Source organism: Sphingobacterium sp. Ag1 (assembly GCF_000988325.1).
Classification (GTDB): domain Bacteria; phylum Bacteroidota; class Bacteroidia; order Sphingobacteriales; family Sphingobacteriaceae; genus Sphingobacterium.
Window position 1 is genome coordinate 38,168 of the sequence record NZ_LBGU01000034.1, and the last position, 16,222, is coordinate 54,389.

The 16,222-nt window shown below is 39.2% G+C and carries 12 protein-coding genes; 7 read left to right on the forward strand and 5 right to left on the reverse strand.

Annotated elements, in window-relative coordinates:
- The first annotated feature begins 21 nt into the window (after window positions 1-21).
- Window positions 22-963: a polysaccharide deacetylase family protein gene (locus AAW12_RS09325; RefSeq protein ID WP_046673352.1), complete on the forward strand. Its 942-nt coding sequence runs from the start codon at window positions 22-24 to the stop codon at window positions 961-963.
- Here the strand turns inward: AAW12_RS09325 and AAW12_RS09330 are convergent.
- The gene (locus AAW12_RS09330) at window positions 960-1,340 is read right to left on the reverse strand and encodes a GNAT family N-acetyltransferase (RefSeq protein WP_053003599.1); all 381 of its coding nucleotides are present in this window, start codon (window positions 1,338-1,340) and stop codon (window positions 960-962) included. The genes AAW12_RS09325 and AAW12_RS09330 overlap by 4 nt on opposite strands.
- Before the next feature lie 490 nt (window positions 1,341-1,830).
- Between AAW12_RS09330 and AAW12_RS09335 the strand changes: the two genes are divergently transcribed.
- Entirely contained in the window at window positions 1,831-5,046 is a 3,216-nt protein-coding gene (locus AAW12_RS09335) for a SusC/RagA family TonB-linked outer membrane protein (RefSeq protein WP_084823120.1), read from the forward strand.
- A gap of 36 nt (window positions 5,047-5,082) precedes the next feature.
- Window positions 5,083-6,960: a RagB/SusD family nutrient uptake outer membrane protein gene (locus tag AAW12_RS09340; RefSeq protein WP_046673353.1), complete on the forward strand. Its 1,878-nt coding sequence runs from the start codon at window positions 5,083-5,085 to the stop codon at window positions 6,958-6,960.
- Window positions 6,961-7,475: 515 nt separating this feature from the next.
- On the opposite strand, the gene AAW12_RS09345 is transcribed toward AAW12_RS09340, so the two are convergent.
- Together AAW12_RS09345 and AAW12_RS09350 are read right to left on the reverse strand one after the other, a co-directional pair.
- On the reverse strand, window positions 7,476-8,687 hold the full coding sequence (locus AAW12_RS09345) for an MFS transporter (RefSeq protein WP_046673448.1): 1,212 nt from the start codon (window positions 8,685-8,687) through the stop codon (window positions 7,476-7,478).
- 88 nt (window positions 8,688-8,775) lie between these two features.
- Window positions 8,776-9,435 carry a FadR/GntR family transcriptional regulator gene (locus tag AAW12_RS09350; protein WP_046673354.1) on the reverse strand — a complete coding sequence of 220 codons (660 nt, stop codon included), beginning with the start codon at window positions 9,433-9,435 and terminating at the stop codon, window positions 8,776-8,778.
- Between the two features lie 204 nt (window positions 9,436-9,639).
- Between AAW12_RS09350 and AAW12_RS09355 the strand changes: the two genes are divergently transcribed.
- The 3 genes from AAW12_RS09355 to AAW12_RS09365 all read left to right on the forward strand — a co-directional run bounded on the left by AAW12_RS09355 (window position 9,640) and on the right by AAW12_RS09365 (window position 12,479).
- Window positions 9,640-9,999 (forward strand): hypothetical protein, encoded by a 360-nt coding sequence (locus AAW12_RS09355; RefSeq protein ID WP_046673355.1) that lies wholly within the window; start codon window positions 9,640-9,642, stop codon window positions 9,997-9,999.
- 377 nt (window positions 10,000-10,376) lie between these two features.
- Window positions 10,377-12,173, forward strand: a complete 1,797-nt coding sequence (locus tag AAW12_RS09360) for a serine hydrolase (RefSeq protein ID WP_053003601.1) — start codon at window positions 10,377-10,379, stop codon at window positions 12,171-12,173.
- Between the two features lie 39 nt (window positions 12,174-12,212).
- Complete coding sequence (locus AAW12_RS09365) at window positions 12,213-12,479, forward strand: hypothetical protein (protein ID WP_046673356.1); 267 nt, start codon at window positions 12,213-12,215, stop codon at window positions 12,477-12,479.
- 80 nt (window positions 12,480-12,559) lie between these two features.
- Here the strand turns inward: AAW12_RS09365 and AAW12_RS09370 are convergent, their stop codons facing one another.
- A complete protein-coding gene (locus AAW12_RS09370) occupies window positions 12,560-14,137 on the reverse strand; it encodes a Na+/H+ antiporter (RefSeq protein ID WP_046673357.1) in 1,578 nt (525 codons plus the stop codon).
- 353 nt (window positions 14,138-14,490) lie between these two features.
- Between AAW12_RS09370 and AAW12_RS09375 the strand changes: the two genes are divergently transcribed.
- The gene (locus AAW12_RS09375; protein ID WP_046673358.1) at window positions 14,491-15,435 is read left to right on the forward strand and encodes a pentapeptide repeat-containing protein; all 945 of its coding nucleotides are present in this window, start codon (window positions 14,491-14,493) and stop codon (window positions 15,433-15,435) included.
- Window positions 15,436-15,587: 152 nt separating this feature from the next.
- Here the strand turns inward: AAW12_RS09375 and AAW12_RS09380 are convergent, their stop codons facing one another.
- Window positions 15,588-16,052 (reverse strand): Lrp/AsnC family transcriptional regulator, encoded by a 465-nt coding sequence (locus AAW12_RS09380; protein ID WP_046673359.1) that lies wholly within the window; start codon window positions 16,050-16,052, stop codon window positions 15,588-15,590.
- Window positions 16,053-16,222: the final 170 nt, after the last annotated feature.

The window sequence follows — 16,222 nt, forward strand, 5'->3', positions numbered from 1 at the left end:
CATTAAGTTATAGCGATTGATATGAAGTGTAGTAGGTTGTTTGTGGTACTTTTCATTTGTAGTATAGTGTTTAGTGTAACCGCATGTAAGGATTTTTCAAACAAAGTCTTGGGAAAAGGCGAACTGAAGGACACACTTACGGAGAAATTGGTTGTCAAGGAAAAAATACCACATTTGTTGAATAGGTGGGATTCGCTTCAGAAAAATCAGATACACTTTACAGTAGATAGTCTACACCCTGTTCCGATCAAACAACAAAAACGTGAGCTAAAGGACTCCCTGCGGAAAGCATTTGATAAGCAACCAAAACATATTTATTTGACTTTTGATGATGGACCATTAATTGGTAGTGCTTTTATTGATTCTATTGCGAAAGAAAAAAACATTAAAGTGAGTGTATTCTTGATTGGTAAACATGCGAATATGAGCAAAGGAAGGAAACGCGATCTTGCCCGTTATGAATCCAATCCACTTATAGCCTGTTATAATCACAGCTATACGCACGCAAACAATCAATATTCAAGATTTTATAGTAACCCCCAAAATGCTTTTGCTGATTTTGAAAAGAATGAAAAAGATCTCCATTTAAAACATAAAATTGTTCGGCTTCCAGGAAGGAATATTTGGATATATGATAATGTTCGTAAGATTGACCTTAAGAATGGATCCAGCACAGCCGATCTATTGCACAAGAACGGATATACAATTTATGGCTGGGACGTTGAGTGGCGGCTTAATAGCGTTACTGGTACGCCCATACAGAGCCAAGAGGCTACCTTGTCTCATATCCGAAATTATATGAACAACAAAAGCTCAATGGTACCTAATAATGTTGTTTTCTTAATGCATGATGATATGTTTCAAACGCGAAAAGGGCAGCAGGAGTTATCCACTTTAATTGATGCATTAAAAAAAGAAGGCTACCAGTTTGAATTGATGCAAGATTATCCAATTAAGTATTAGATAGGTTCGTCAGCTGTCATCTCATCAAAACCCATTTCTTTTGCAATCTGATGAGCACCAAGAATTAATTTACCGCCAATTCCCTGTCCTTGAAACTGAGGTAGCACAGCGACAGGAGCCAAGGCAAGAGAATCGGATGTTTTTTGATTCTCTTTATTGATAATCTTCACCTTTGTCAGGAGTATATAGCCTGCTATTTCTCCTTCAACTTCTGCTACCATTGACAGTTGTGGTATAAATTCTGCTGTCCTTCTTAGTTTTTCTACTAAAATGTGCTCTTGATGATCGCTATACTGTTCGTTTTCAAAAGCGAGTCGGATCAGTTCGAATACAATCGTTGTGTCACTTGACTTTTCTGGCCTAATATTTATAGTCATAGTTTTGTTTGTAGATACAACTATTTCTTTGCTATTAATAAGGCCGTTTTTGGCTCCGTTGTTTGTAGATACATAGTTGTTTAGAAAAAATCAATTATAGATCTAATTATATAGGATAAATATGCGTATTAATATTTGAAAAATTGATAATATAGTTTCTAAATGATAAAAAGTACTTTTCTTCAGGACTCTCTATTTGCAGTGTTTTACTAGTTCTTTGATCTTGCGTTGAGTAGCAAAAGCGCTGGAAACAATTTTGAGAAAATGAATTACAATTGATTTGTTTACAACCAATAGGCTGGTTATCAATAGTTTAATAATATGAGTGTTAAATAGTGTAAAAATAACACTTGCAATGTATATTTATTTTCGTATTTTCATATTAAATAAACAATTATAAATCGCCTCCAGTAGACACCTAAACCGACACGTCTTAGAGGTAAAAAAAATAACTAATTAAACACAAAATTTAAACAATTAAACAGTTTTTATGATTAACTGCCATTATTTCTCAAATCAATGGAAGAGAGCGTTTTGGACTGGATCATTGTGCTCATTAGTGGCCTTGAGTCCCCAAATCGTCGATGCTACAACCCTCGCAAGCTATGGAATTCTCTTTCAGCAGGAGCAAAGTGTTTCTGGAACGGTGCATGATGAATCTGGAATGCCAATTCCTGGAGTAACAGTTTCCGTCAATGGAACAAAGCTAGTAACTAAAACCGACGTTCAAGGTAGATACAAGTTAGACAAAGTCCCCGCAAGTGCGATTATTAATTTCCGGATGGTTGGCAAACAATCTATGGATGAAGCTGTAAAAGGAAGACAGACCATCGATATCACACTTCTTAATTCGGAATCGAATCTCGAAGAAGTCGTTGTTGTTGGTTACGGAAAGCAACGCAAAGAGACTGTCACCGGTGCCGTAGCCACTGTGAAGGGAAGCGATCTAGCACAATCACCGGCATTGAACGTTTCCAATGCATTAACAGGACGCGTCCCGGGCGTTACAGCAACCAACGGAAGCGCCGAGCCTGGCTACGATGGTTCCAATATCAAAATCCGGGGAACGAATACACTGGGTAATAGCAGTCCCTTAGTCGTTATTGATGGAGTTCCTGCGCGTGAAGGAGGAATTGATCGTATTAATCCCCGAGATATAGAAAATATCTCGGTTCTAAAAGATGCTTCTGCTGCTATTTATGGAGCCAGGGCAGCCAATGGGGTTATTCTCGTTACGACAAGAAGAGGAAAAACAGGAAAACCGCAGTTTTCTTATACGTTCAACCAAGGGTATTCCCAACCTACCGTTATTCCTAAATTAACAGATGCCTCCCAGTTTGCGGCAATTAGAAATGAACTCGAAATTTATAACCTCCCTGTTGAAGAATGGTCTGCTGCTTATACAGCGATCAACGAGAAAGGCAGTTACGATAAACAAGGTGGAGGAGTTTTGGATGCGCCGTTTAAACCAGAAGATATCCAAAAGTTCAAAGACGGATCCGATCCTTGGGGGCATCCCAATACTGACTGGTATAAAGCTACGCTAAAAAACTGGTCACCTCAACAGCGCCACAACCTCCAAATCAATGGCGGTACTGAGGATGTCAAGTATCTGATGTCTTTGGGGTATCAAAATCAGGATGCCTACTATAAAAATTCGGCTACAGGTTATAAACAGTATGACTTAAGGATTAATCTGGACGCCAATATAAGTCAGTATATCAAAACACAATTTGGTGTTTTAGGAAGACAGGAAAACCGAAATTTCCCCACCAAGAGTGCCGGCACTGTCTTTAGAATGCTGATGCGGGGAAATCCAACACAACCAGCAATATGGCCGAATGGAATGCCGGGACCAGATATCGAAAATGGCGAAAACCCCGTGGTAATTACGACCAATGCGACAGGTTACGATCACGATAAACGCTACTATTTTCAAACAAATGGTCAGGTTGAGATTACAAATCCCTGGATAGATGGTCTTAAATTAACACTTAATGCCTCTGTTGACAAATATGTAAAAAATCAAAAAACATGGGTTACACCCTGGACTTTGTATTCTTGGCAGGGCGCTTATGAGGCCGATGGCAGCACACCACAACTGGTTCCTGGAAGACGTGGGCCTGCCGATCCAAATTTAAACCAAAGCAATGAAGATCAACTGAATATCTTACTTGGTGGAATCTTAAGCTTTGAGCGGAAATTTGGTGACCATCAGGTAAATGCTATAGCCGGTATCAACAGAGAAACAATTGATAATGATAAATTCAGCGCGTATCGTCGCTATTTTCTTTCAAATGCGATCGACTATCTTTTTGCCGGTGGAGAACAGGAAAAAAATAACGATGGATCTGCATGGAAAAGAGCGCGGCTAAATTACTTTGGGCGATTTGGCTATAATTATAAAAGCAAGTATATCGCAGAATTCCTTTGGCGTTATGACGGATCGTATATGTTCCCTGAAAGTGAACGGTTCGGTTTCTTTCCAGGTGCCATGGCGGGATGGGTCGTGTCGGAAGAGAATTTCTGGAAGGAAAATGTCCCTGTGATTAATTATTTCAAGATCCGTGCGTCATATGGCCAGATGGGTAATGACAACATCTACTATGATGATAAGTTACAAGAATATCAATATTTTTCAACCTATTCCTTTGGTACTTATATCGTCAATGATAAGCTAGCCAAAACCCTTTTTGAAAGCCGTGTTCCTAACGAGATGATTACTTGGGAGGTTGCCAATAACTATAATTTAGGGTTTGATTTTCAATTTTTACAAGGAAAGCTGAATTTCGAGTTTGATATTTTTAAAAATCGCCGTAATTCCATTCTGTGGAGAAAAAATGCATCAATACCACAAAGTACAGGGATGACATTACCGGCAGAAAATATTGGTAAAGTGGATAACAAGGGTTGGGAATTTAACTTAGGTTATCGTGGCAAGGTGGGAGATTTGGGGTACACGGTAGGTGTGAATGGTGGTTATGCTAAAAACAAAATTATCTTCTGGGATGAAGCCCCGGGCGCCCCTGCATGGCAGCAAAGTACAGGTAAACCTATCAAAACGGATATCTATTATGTCTATGACGGCGTATTCCGTGACATGGAAGATATTGCCAACAATAAATTGGACTATAGTGCCATTACGAAAACTTTACGCCCTGGAGATATGAAATATAAAGATTTCAATGGTGACGGAAAGATTACCCCGGATGACAAAGTAAGGCGAGACAAGAATAGTGACCCAACATTTCAGGGAGGTTTCAATTTTAGTCTGACCTATAAGGATTTTGACTTATCGGTACTATTTCAAGGAGCTACAGGAGGAGAGATACGTGTAGGAACGGATGAATCTGGATCTATCGGAAATTTTGTGGAAGAATTCTATGATAAACGCTGGAGCATCAGTAACCCAAGTAGCGTTTATCCACGTTTGACAGACCGTGGCAATCAATATTATTCTTATAACAATACCTATTGGATGCGGAGTACCGATTATTTGCGGCTTAAAAATGTGGAAATAGGATATAATCTAGCCTCAAGCATTTGTAGTAAAATTGGCATTGGTTCTTTACGTCTATATGCAAATGGCATGAATTTAATAACGTGGAGTAAGATCAAAATGTATGATCCAGAAGCCGTTAATGCATTAGGGCAATATTATCCGCAGGCAAGATTGATTAATTTTGGCGCATTATTATCGTTCTAACCAACTGTCATATTAAGAACTTAACGAAGAAGAAAAATGAAAAAAATTAAGAATATATCACTTATACTACTTGTACTTTCTGCATCATTACAAGCTTGCAATGATGATTTTGTGAGCACGAAGCCACTCAGTGAAGTTCCACAGGAGATCGTTTGGTCGGATGCAGGTTTGTCTGAGGCTTTCGTGACAGAAATCTATAACGGTTTTGGGGTAGGAGGCTTTTATGAGCAAGAAATGGCATCCATGACTGACGAAGCTTTATTTACACACCCTAATCGGGGCATAAATACCGTGACCGAATCTCGATCAAATCCAGCTGATCAAGGCTATATTATGGATACTTACGAATACGGTCGCATGTATACGCGCATCCGGGCAACTAACATTGCCATCTCCAATTTGAGTGCACCCAAGTTTGACAAAGCAAAAGCCGATAAGCTGTTAGGCGAAGCCTATTTCCTGCGTGGGTATTATTATCAACAGCTCTTACGCTTTTATGGTGGCATCCCCATCGATAATAAGATATATACATTGAACGATAAAGACTATATGGTTCCGAGGAATAGCTATGAGGAGTGTGTCAATGCCATCGTGAAAGATCTAGACAGCGCAGCTCTTTTGTTAAAGGGCAGTTCATCAACAAAGGGACGTGCAAATGAAACTGCAGTATTGGCCTTAAGATCAAGGGTATTACTCTATGCTGCCAGCGATCTCCATGATGCGGGTAAAGCCAAAGCAAAATCAACATTATTGGCAGGGTATAAAAATCCAGAATATCTAATGTACACGAGTGGCAATCAGGTGGAGCGTTGGACAAAAGCAAAAGCCGCAGCAAAAGCCGTACTGGATCATACAGAATTCGCCTATAAGTTAGACCTAACTCAGCCCGCTTCGCCTAATGAGGGTACCGCCAACTATATGGCCGTATCGTTAGGAGGGGGGAGCAAGACAGTTGATTTTACAGCAGGAAAAGATATTATTCTGGGGAGATTCTTTATTGACGAAAAGGATGAACGTGGTGGCTGGGTAGGGCGAGACAACGGTCCAAATGGCTATCATAACTGGGCCGGAAATACACCGATACAACTCTTGGTAGACGACTACGAGACTATTGATGGCCAAAAATTCAGCTGGTCAAATCCTACTATGGCAGCCAGCCCTTATCAAAATCGTGACCCACGTTTAAAGGCAACAATTTTATACGACGGTGCGGATTGGAAACCTAGGACAGCCGATGTCGCTGAAAGAGATAAGGCGAATCAAATCCAAACAGGTCAATACGAAATAATGAATGCCAAAGGACAAAAGGTTATCCAATTTGGCCTTGACACAAGAAAAAGCCCGATTGAAGATTGGAATGGTTCACGGACAGGATATTATATTCGTAAATTTACAGATCCGGACCCTACAATGCAGGATCAAAACACAAGACAGCGCATTCCCTGGCCAATGTTTCGCTATACAGAGGCGATATTGAACTATGTAGAAGCATGTCTTGAATTAGGAGAAGAGAATGAAGCTAAAACATGGTTAAACAAAATCCGCTTTAGAGCTGGAATGCCTGCAATTCCAACCGCCGAAACCGGAGCGGCTCTAAAAGCACGTTATAGAAACGAGCGCCGTATTGAATTAGCCTACGAGGAGCATCGCTTCTTTGACGCGCGACGCTGGATGATAGCCGCGGAAACTATAGGTCGTAAAGCAAATATTATAAACATCACGGGAACCCTTAAGGCGGGTAAAAATGTAACTCTTTATCAATATAATCCCGATAACTACACCTATACCTATACGGTATCCAATATTGATCCAGGTATCGAAAATAGGAACTGGGATGACAAGATGTACTACACGTCTTTGCATCGCGATGAGGTTAATCGAAATACAAAATTGATCCAAAATCCAGGTTACTAGTATTTAAAGAAGCTGTCCAAATGTGCTGTGCCCCCGGAAAATGTCTAACTTTTTGGGGGCACTGCATTTTTTTGGACAGCTTTTTTTGCGGCTAATTTTTAATACGTTTTGAATAGGTCCAATTTTAGTAACTATGCTGTATTGATAAGCGACAGGAATAAGTTTCAGTATATGCTGCTAGTGGCGGCAATATGCCTTAGATACCTATTGTGTTCGTACCTGCTTCGGACAAGCTTCAGAGCTCACCAGATAAGGATTAGCTATTGGCCAGTTCCTGACCAGTATTTTCCTGTTCGGAGACTGGTCAATGACTGTTCAGCACCTGTACGGAATCTATTGATGATCCGAAGAAAGTACGAAGCAGGTACGAAGCAAAGGGCTTCCCACTCGCTTATTTTGGGTATTTTTCATCGAATTTCACCATAGCTCTTTGGACAGGTTGAAACTTTCTCTGCTATTCAAAAATAGTTTCCACAAAACAAGTGACAAACTTTTCGGACACACTGATTATATAATTACTTTTTCTGCTGACTTATATTAGGTAATAGCCCTGTAACTACTCCGATTAATGGAAGATAAGCACAGATATTAAATACATATTCGATTGAGGTTTGATCTGCAAGCCAGCCCAGAACTGCTGAACCAATTCCCCCCATACCAAAAGCAAAGCCAAAAAATAAACCAGCAATCATTCCGACCTTTCCTGGGATGAGTTCTGTCGCATAGACCAAGATAGCAGAGAATGCAGACGATATAATAAGACCTATTAAAATAGCGAGGATAATGGTTAGCCCTAGACCAACGTGTGGCAATAGTAATGTGAACGGAGCCGCTCCGAGAATCGATACCCAGATAATTAGTTTACGCCCATAGCGATCTCCCAATGGCCCCCCTAATATAGTTCCCGCAGCTACAGAAGCAAGAAATATAAATAAGTATATTTGAGATTCCTGAACCGAAACATGGAATTTATTGATCAAATAGAAGGTGAAATAACTGGTCATGGAAGCCATGTAAAAATATTTGGAAAAAATGAGTACCAATAAAATTACAAGTGCAAATATTACTTTTGATTTTGGCAGGTCGGCTTTTGAAGCACCAACAGTAGTTGTTTGTGTCTTAGGCTTGAGATGTATTTGATACCAATTACCGACATAAGTAAGAATCATAACGGCTACAATGGCCAATACGCCAAATACACCAATGTATTGTTGGCCCAAAGGGATCACAATAAGCGCTACAAGAAGGGGACCTATCGCACCACCAGCATTACCACCGACTTGGAAGATAGACTGGGCGAGTCCCTTTTTGCCTCCGGAAGCTAAATGAGCAACTCGAGAAGCTTCAGGATGAAATATAGACGAACCCATGCCAATAAGACTTACAGAAAGGAGAATGTAGATAAAGTTTGACGCAAAAGAAATGCATATCAATCCTGCTAAAGAGAAAAGCATACCGACAGCGAGTGATCGTGATGTAGGGTTTTTATCTGTATACAAACCAACGAAGGGTTGCAAAATAGAAGCAGTAAGCTGAAAAACCAACGTTATAATACCAATTTGGGTAAAACTAAGTGCATAATTTGATTTTAACATGGGATATACTGCCGGGATGACCGACTGAATCAAGTCATTGAGCAAGTGTGAAAGACTAATCGCAAATAAAATCGGATAGACGGTTTCGGAGCTTTTCCAAGATCCACTCGGGTTTAATGATTGTGTTTTCATAAAAGAAATATTCATCAGGTCATCTGATGTTTTAATTGATAAAAATAGAGTATATTGAGATTGATAATTTGCATATGCTATAGGAAAATTACAGCTGTTGGATAATTCGGTTAGCCATATCAACAGCTTTTTTCACTTCTTTATCTTTGATTGCCAACATCAGTTCCTCGTGTTGCTGTTGTGAAGTTAAGAAGGGTACTGTATCCTTATAAATAGTCATGAAGAACTTATTGACATGTTCAGATAAAGTTGTATATAAAGCGGTCAAAATACTATTTCCACATGATTCAGCAATTGCACTGTGAAAGGCAATATCGGCATCCACGCACGCCATTAAATTTCCCATTTCGGCATATTTTGCTCTATTTTTGAGCGCTTGAGCCATATCCTTGAGGCCTTTCGAAGTACGATTTAAGGCTGCTTTTTCAATAATTCGCAATTCCAATACGTGTCTAACTTCAAAAATATCGTTAAAATTGGCTTTTTCAATTTTTGAATCAAGAGCATGATGACCCGTGCTACTTTTAACAAAAGTACCAAGACCTTGTTGTACATTGAGATAGCCTGATTGACTTAAATATTTGACCGCCTCACGAATGCTGGATCTGCCCACAGCAAATTGTTTCATCAATTCTGGTTCCGTAGGAAGTTTAGATTCTACCGGGAATTCACCTAATTTTATTTTTTCTTCTATTGCCGCGGCAACTTCCTCTGCCAAGGATCTTCGTACGATAGCTTCAGTCTTCATATAGTCATATCATCTGATGATTGCAAAGGTAGTAGAATTTTTTGAATTCTTAGTTATTTTCAAAAATTTGATCAAACCAACCGAATATTGTTACGACTACATCAGATATTTATTACAGTGTTTACAGTGCCAAATTTATTGGCAGTTTTAGGTTAATTAACAGTGAGGCTGGTCCTCCAATGTATTTATCTAAAACTTAGTAACATGAAAAAATTAATGATGAGCGCCGTAGCCTTGGCTTTAATGTCATCTGCTACTTTTGCGAAAACGGGGCCAAAAGCGGCCGACAACAGCCTTGTTGAAAAATCAACGATTTACAAATCACAAACTGGAAAAGCTAATTTGAATATCGTGAGCGAAGCCAAAGAGATCAAGCTCGGAAAGTCTCGTACGCTATGTAGATTGACGATGAGTATCTATAATACAAGCGGTCAGTTGATCGAAACTCAGGTTCTCACGTACACCAGCTATGGAGCCAATGATATGTATTATAGCAGCTGTGGAGCATGGTTTAGTGCTACCATTCAGAATTATCAAAACTATTATGGTAATCCGAATCATTAAGTATCAATTAATCAAACAATGTAACGGGGCTAGTATGCCCCGTTTTCATTTTTCCACAATTCAGCCAAAAGGAAACTTCTATTGACGATCCTAATACGACAATGAAGATGCTACTGTATGCGAACATGCTATGGGGCTGACCGCTGATGATGTTAGAAAAGCGAGATACCGCTTAGTAAAAATAAATTGATCGTATTCGGACATTTATTGTCCGAATACGATCAATTTATTTTGGAATACTATTGCATAACATTGTTTTACAGTGATTTATGGTTTTGGCAATAAAATTGGCATCAGCTGTCAATGAAGAATTACAAAGAAGCCAGCAAGAGATAGGAGAGGCGCTTCGTATCATCACTTAAACGATCATAAATAAAATGAAAGCTTTACCAATTACTGGAATTTTTGCGATACTAGTGTCAACCGCATGTGCTCAAACGGCCCCTCAAAAAATAAAGGAGATTTCTCATGTCGAATCCAGTCTCATACCGCCTGTTCGTTTTGAGGGTGAGCCGGCCTGGAATATTAAATCGCGCATGGAATTTTATCAGGTTCCAGGTGTAAGCATCGCCGTGATAAAAAACGCTGAAATATTATGGAGCAAAACGTATGGTTTTGCCGATCTCGATTCGAAAACACCAGTTAGGTCAAACACCTTATTTCAGGTGGCGTCCATGAGCAAGCCCGTAAGTGCATACGCTGCATTGAAGGAAGTGGAGCTTGGCAAGTTGGCATCCAATGCCGATGTGAATTTATACCTGAAATCCTGGAAAATACCCGAAAATAATTGGACCAGAGCGAAAACTGTTACATTCAAAAATATCCTTAGCCACACTGCGGGACTTACTGTAAGTGGTTTCCCGGGCTATCGGACAACAGACCCAATTCCTACAGCGGTAGAAGTACTGAGTGGTCTAAAGCCTGCTAATACACCTATGGTGTATGTTGATAAACTTCCTGGCTTAAATTTTCGGTATTCAGGCGGTGGCTATACCGTACTTCAACAGATGCTCGTTGATATTGAAGGGAAAGATTATAGTAGCATAATGGAAGAAAAGGTACTCTCACCTTTGGGTATGAAAAACAGCACTTTTGCCCAGCCTCTTCCTGAGTTGAAAAAACAATTTGCGGCGACGGCTTATACTGTAGATGGTAAAAAAGTCGAAGGAAGATATCATGTCTACCCAGAGCAGGCGGCTGCTGGCTTGTGGTCAACAGCAGAAGATTACGCTAGATTCGTGATCGATATTCAACGGACCTTAAATGGCAAAAGTAGTACTATTATTTCCAAGAAGATGGCCGAAGAATTCACAAGCCCCTATATTGAACCTATTATAGGATTAGGTGTCTTTCTGGAAGATTACGACGGTTCATCTTATTTTTGCCATGGTGGATGGAACGAAGGCTTTAGCTCCTATTTTGTTGGAAATAAAACAAGCGGTGATGGCGTAGTTATTCTTACAAATACAAACAAACCTGAATTTATCAACGAACTTGTCCGAGCGGTTGCATTAACCTATCAATGGCCCAATTATCTGGCCCCAATAAATAAAATTTTGCCGCTCAGTTCTCAAGAACTGAATGTCAATAGTGGACGTTATCGATCTGGCAAATACGGTGTTATAAGGGTCTATAGTCAGAGTGGCAAGCTTATGTCAGTCCAAAATCTAGACAAGCCTGTAGAGTTGGTTAAAGTGTCGGCAAATACTTTTGTTATGCGAGATCGAAACGTGAACGTAGTATTTTCAAAGGATACCGAAAGCGGTCAATATGAACTTATACAGGTTTTGCGTGATAAAAAGATTTATTCCAAAAATCCGAAAGTCGATGCAAATGACCGGACTCCACTAGAGCTTATTTTAGAAGGAAATTTCGAGGATGGATTAAAAGCTTTTCAAAAAGCAAAAGAACAGGATAGTGACGATGAGTTGCTTTCAGAAGGTTTCCTGAACGGTGCAGGTTATGAATTGCTCAATCAGCATAAAATAAACCAAGCTATTGATATATTTAAGGTGAATACGGTGCTATATCCTAAAAGTGAAAATGTTTATGATAGTTTAGCGGAAGCCTACCTGAAATCTGGACAAATAGATAGTGCCAAGAAGAACTATCAAAAAGTTCGCGAAATTAATCCTAAAAACGAAAGAGTAAGTAAGATTTTAGAAACGTTATAACACAAATATAATGAGCCATATTTTTGTTAATTTGCGACCATGTCAAATCAAGCTAATAATTATCGATTGTTTTCCAAAGAAATTCTCTCACTTTGGAAGAGCCAGGATGTATCATATGTTAAAGTAGAAGAATTATCCATTGTTGAAGGAATCACTTTTTTTGAACTTATACCAGATTCCGAACTTTTGGATGAAGGTGGGGTAGAAACACTCTATGCCATAGATTCTGAAGATGTAGCGGATATGTTGGTGTTTAGCAAATCTATTCGTTTTGTTGTTCACGACATTTATTTGGATGAAGACTAATATATTAGTTATTTATGATCGACAATTCAATCTGCATTGTCGATCATAAATGTACGGCAGTAGGGTGAGCTAGGGATAAATTAGCTTCTCATATTCAACCTTTCTTCCTGAAGATCTAACAAACGAAGGTGTTTGCGGATGATCTCTTCGTCCAATAAAAGTTCTTCGCGGTTTTTATTGATAAGCCAAATACGCTGTGTTTCAAGGATATCGATATAGATTTTACGGTATTCGGCATAATTAATGATAATCTCGGAGCTCCGCAATTGATTTTCATACTTCTGTAGTTGATCCTTTAAGGTCGGAAAACTTTCAACTTTGTCCGCGTAATCATTACGAATCTTGTCAACGGCGACTTGAGCCAATCTATTCTGAATTTCATAATCTATCTCCTTTTCACTTCTTACAAAATCTCTATCTACTAATTTGATTTTCCTCAAGATAAAAGGGAGGGTCAACCCTTGAACAAGTAAGGTTAACAGAATCACAACAAATGTGATGAAAAGAATGAGATTCCTTTGAGGAAAAGGAGTTCCGTCGGCCAAAGTTAATGGGATAGATAGCGCTGCTGCCAAAGAAACGACGCCACGCATTCCAGTCCAGCCGATAATCATTGGCGTTTGCCAACCGGGCGATTGAGCATCTGCAACCGTTATAAAATTTCTCATGATCAAGGTCGTAATTACTGCAGCATAACCTGCAAAAATTCGTACAAGAATAAGGACTATTGTAACGGCGACGCCATAGCCAATAGCAGTGGAGATATTGGTATCACCCAATCCAGATACAATTTCCGGTAAATCCAATCCGATAAGCATAAAGACAATGCCATTCAGCAGAAAGCAAAAGCTTTCCCATACGGTTACTGTCCGGATCCGGGATGCACTGCTCAAAAAATCGTGACTACGATACGAGAGAAATAAGCCGCCACTGACAACCGCAAGAACCCCAGAAGCATGAAGTTGTTCTGCGATCAAATACATCGAGAAAGGTGCAATAAAAGTTAGCAATATGTCTGTATTGGAATCGGTTGGTAAAAGTTTGTGCATTTTCAGAAAAACAAAGGCAATTGTAAGTCCGATTCCCACTCCGCCAATACACATCCAAATAAAGCTCCCGGCCGCTTGGTACCATACATACTGCCCAGTAGCAGCAGCAATCATTGCAAAGCGAAAAATTATTAGTGAGGAAGCATCATTCAACAAACTTTCACCTTCCAATATGGACGCCAGCCTTTTGGGTACCTTCACGAATTTTAAAATTGCACCGGCACTAACCGCATCAGGGGGGGAAACTATTCCACCCAATAGAAAACCGAGAGCTAAGGAGAATCCCGGGATAAAATAGTTGGCAAAAACGGCAACGGACAATGCTGTAAAAAAGACCACAACAAAGGCAAAGCTGAAGATAATCCGGCGCCATCGCCAGAGTTCTTTCCAGGAAGTTGACCAAGCTGCCTCGTAGAGGAGCGGCGGTAAAAAAATAATGAATATCAATTCGGGTTCTATCTTAATAGGGGGAACTCCCGGGATAAAACTCATTACAAGTCCCGCTAATACGAGTAAAACAGGGTATGCAACCTGAATTTTTCTCGCCAGCATGATCAACATCGTAATTAGTAGGACTAAAAAAAGGTAAAACTCAAAATTCTCTAACATATGTAAATTTTAGGTATATAAATATAGATCAAATTTCTAGAAATATTTAAACTAGCTTGGCGGTATTCATGGTGGTAGATCTTGCTAAATTAGTTAAAGTTTGTCTTTCTCATAACCCACGATCTAAAATATGGGATGGCATTATTATAAAGAAAGGTTCGTCTTTGAGAAGTTTTACTTAAAATATAGTTTCAATAACAGTATAGGACAATACTCTAGAAATAACAACCCGAAGTTGTTCGAATACAACGATAAGTAGCATAATTACAACTAGAGGTATTTCCCTTTTCGCGATAATTACAGATTAGCCTCAATATATTTGTAAAGTTGAACATCATCAATAAACAATAATTATGGATAACAAAACATTAGGTAATAATATTGCCAAAGTGCGGAAAGAGCGAAATATGTCGCAAGCACAGCTTGCTGAACTTTTATTCGTCAGCCCCCAAGCAGTTGGAAAATGGGAGCGGGGAGAGTCTCTACCAGACTTTTTAACACTTCATAGACTTGCTGAAATATTCGCAGTCGATCTAAACTACTTCGCCGAAAATTCGAAAATAGGAGATAGCGTAGCAAGTCAAAAGGTGGTCATTGGCACTTTAGATGGCACGAAAGGAAATTCTCTGGAAGAGGCAAAATTTTCTGATACGGGACAAAAGCCCCTACTGACAGATTTTAGTGGTAACACGCTAGCCGAAACTGATTTTTCTGGCGTAAATGCGCCAAAGAGAAAATTTCTCGGAAGTGAGCTGCGTGGTACAGACTTCAGTACAGCAGATTTCACGGCAAGCATTTTTAAAGGAAGTGATATCCGCGATGCTAATTTTGATTCGTCGAACCTTACGGACTGTACATTTTCTGCTAGTAATATGACGAACGCAAATTTCAACCAGACCGTTCTCGCACGTACAGAATTTTATGCGTCGGAGTTGAACAATGCTAGATTTAATAGTATAAAGCTGACAGATGTCAAATTTACGGCGTCGGATCTCAGAAAAACCATTTTTGAACACTGTGAGTTCAATGGTGTTTGCTTTAAGTCTTGTGATATGAAAGGCATAAGCTTTGATGGGCAAGTATTTGTCGACGTAAAATTCGATAATGCAGACCTAGCAAACAGTTCATTTAGAGGGGTTATTCTTAGAAATGTCTCCTTTCGGCCAACGTTTGCGCTTACCAATAAATATTATAAGAGTATTAAAACAATCGATTTTGACGGAGCCTCAATGGACAAATTAACCTACGCAGCTCTTAAGGGAGTAGGCGTATCGCTTGAGAATATTGTGCTCTTATAAACAACACGATACAAATAGAAGACATGGTTCTGCAAGTATGAACCATTGCCTAAGTGTAGGTGCCATACCAATGAAATCCATCAATTCCGGGAAATTAAATTAGGAGAGTCGTCAGCGCAGCATAGTAAAGCCAAAATATGCTAAACTAATTATCAAAGAAAGATTGGGAGACGGGTTGTATTCACGATTTCTTTCATGACAAAATAACTTTCCATATGTCTGATTCCCTTGATTGTTGCCAGTTTATTAAAATTGAATTCATGATAGTGATCAACATCCCTAACCATCACCTTTATTTGATAGTCAAATGCACCCGTTACGTGGAAACACTCGACTACCTCTGGAAATTTTTGTATCTCCTCCATAAATAACAAGGCACTTTCATTGGAATGTTTTTCCATACTGATGGATACAAGCACCATTAGATTAAGATCAAGTTTTCTTCTGTCCAGCAGAAAGACTTTCTGTTTGAGAACGGAGGTTGCTATTAACTTCTTAATACGTTCGTATACGGGAGTCATGGATAAATTAACACGGTCAGCTATTTCCTTGTTACTTATGTTCGCATCCTGTTGCAAAAGGTCCAGAAGCATGAGGTCTTTCTCATCCAATTTCATTATCGTAGTAAATTAAATCTAAAAAAACTATATCTATGACTGTAGTTAGATCGCAAACACTAGTAAATAAAATACAACCATATTATTTTACTAAAATAGTCATAATTACAGATATATAATACTATCATTTAAACTATATATAGTAAATTTAAATTAATTAATTACTATCA

Coding starts and splice junctions, on each gene's coding strand:
- AAW12_RS09370 (WP_046673357.1), bottom strand. CDS start 14,137: ATGTTAGAGAATTTTGAGTTTTACCTTTTTTTAGTCCTACTAATTACG.
- AAW12_RS09380 (WP_046673359.1), bottom strand. CDS start 16,052: ATGAAATTGGATGAGAAAGACCTCATGCTTCTGGACCTTTTGCAACAG.
- AAW12_RS09340 (WP_046673353.1), top strand. CDS start 5,083: ATGAAAAAAATTAAGAATATATCACTTATACTACTTGTACTTTCTGCA.
- AAW12_RS09325 (WP_046673352.1), top strand. CDS start 22: ATGAAGTGTAGTAGGTTGTTTGTGGTACTTTTCATTTGTAGTATAGTG.
- AAW12_RS09330 (WP_053003599.1), bottom strand. CDS start 1,340: ATGACTATAAATATTAGGCCAGAAAAGTCAAGTGACACAACGATTGTA.
- AAW12_RS09345 (WP_046673448.1), bottom strand. CDS start 8,687: ATGAAAACACAATCATTAAACCCGAGTGGATCTTGGAAAAGCTCCGAA.
- AAW12_RS09350 (WP_046673354.1), bottom strand. CDS start 9,435: ATGAAGACTGAAGCTATCGTACGAAGATCCTTGGCAGAGGAAGTTGCC.
- AAW12_RS09355 (WP_046673355.1), top strand. CDS start 9,640: ATGAAAAAATTAATGATGAGCGCCGTAGCCTTGGCTTTAATGTCATCT.
- AAW12_RS09375 (WP_046673358.1), top strand. CDS start 14,491: ATGGATAACAAAACATTAGGTAATAATATTGCCAAAGTGCGGAAAGAG.
- AAW12_RS09365 (WP_046673356.1), top strand. CDS start 12,213: ATGTCAAATCAAGCTAATAATTATCGATTGTTTTCCAAAGAAATTCTC.
- AAW12_RS09360 (WP_053003601.1), top strand. CDS start 10,377: ATGAAAGCTTTACCAATTACTGGAATTTTTGCGATACTAGTGTCAACC.
- AAW12_RS09335 (WP_084823120.1), top strand. CDS start 1,831: ATGATTAACTGCCATTATTTCTCAAATCAATGGAAGAGAGCGTTTTGG.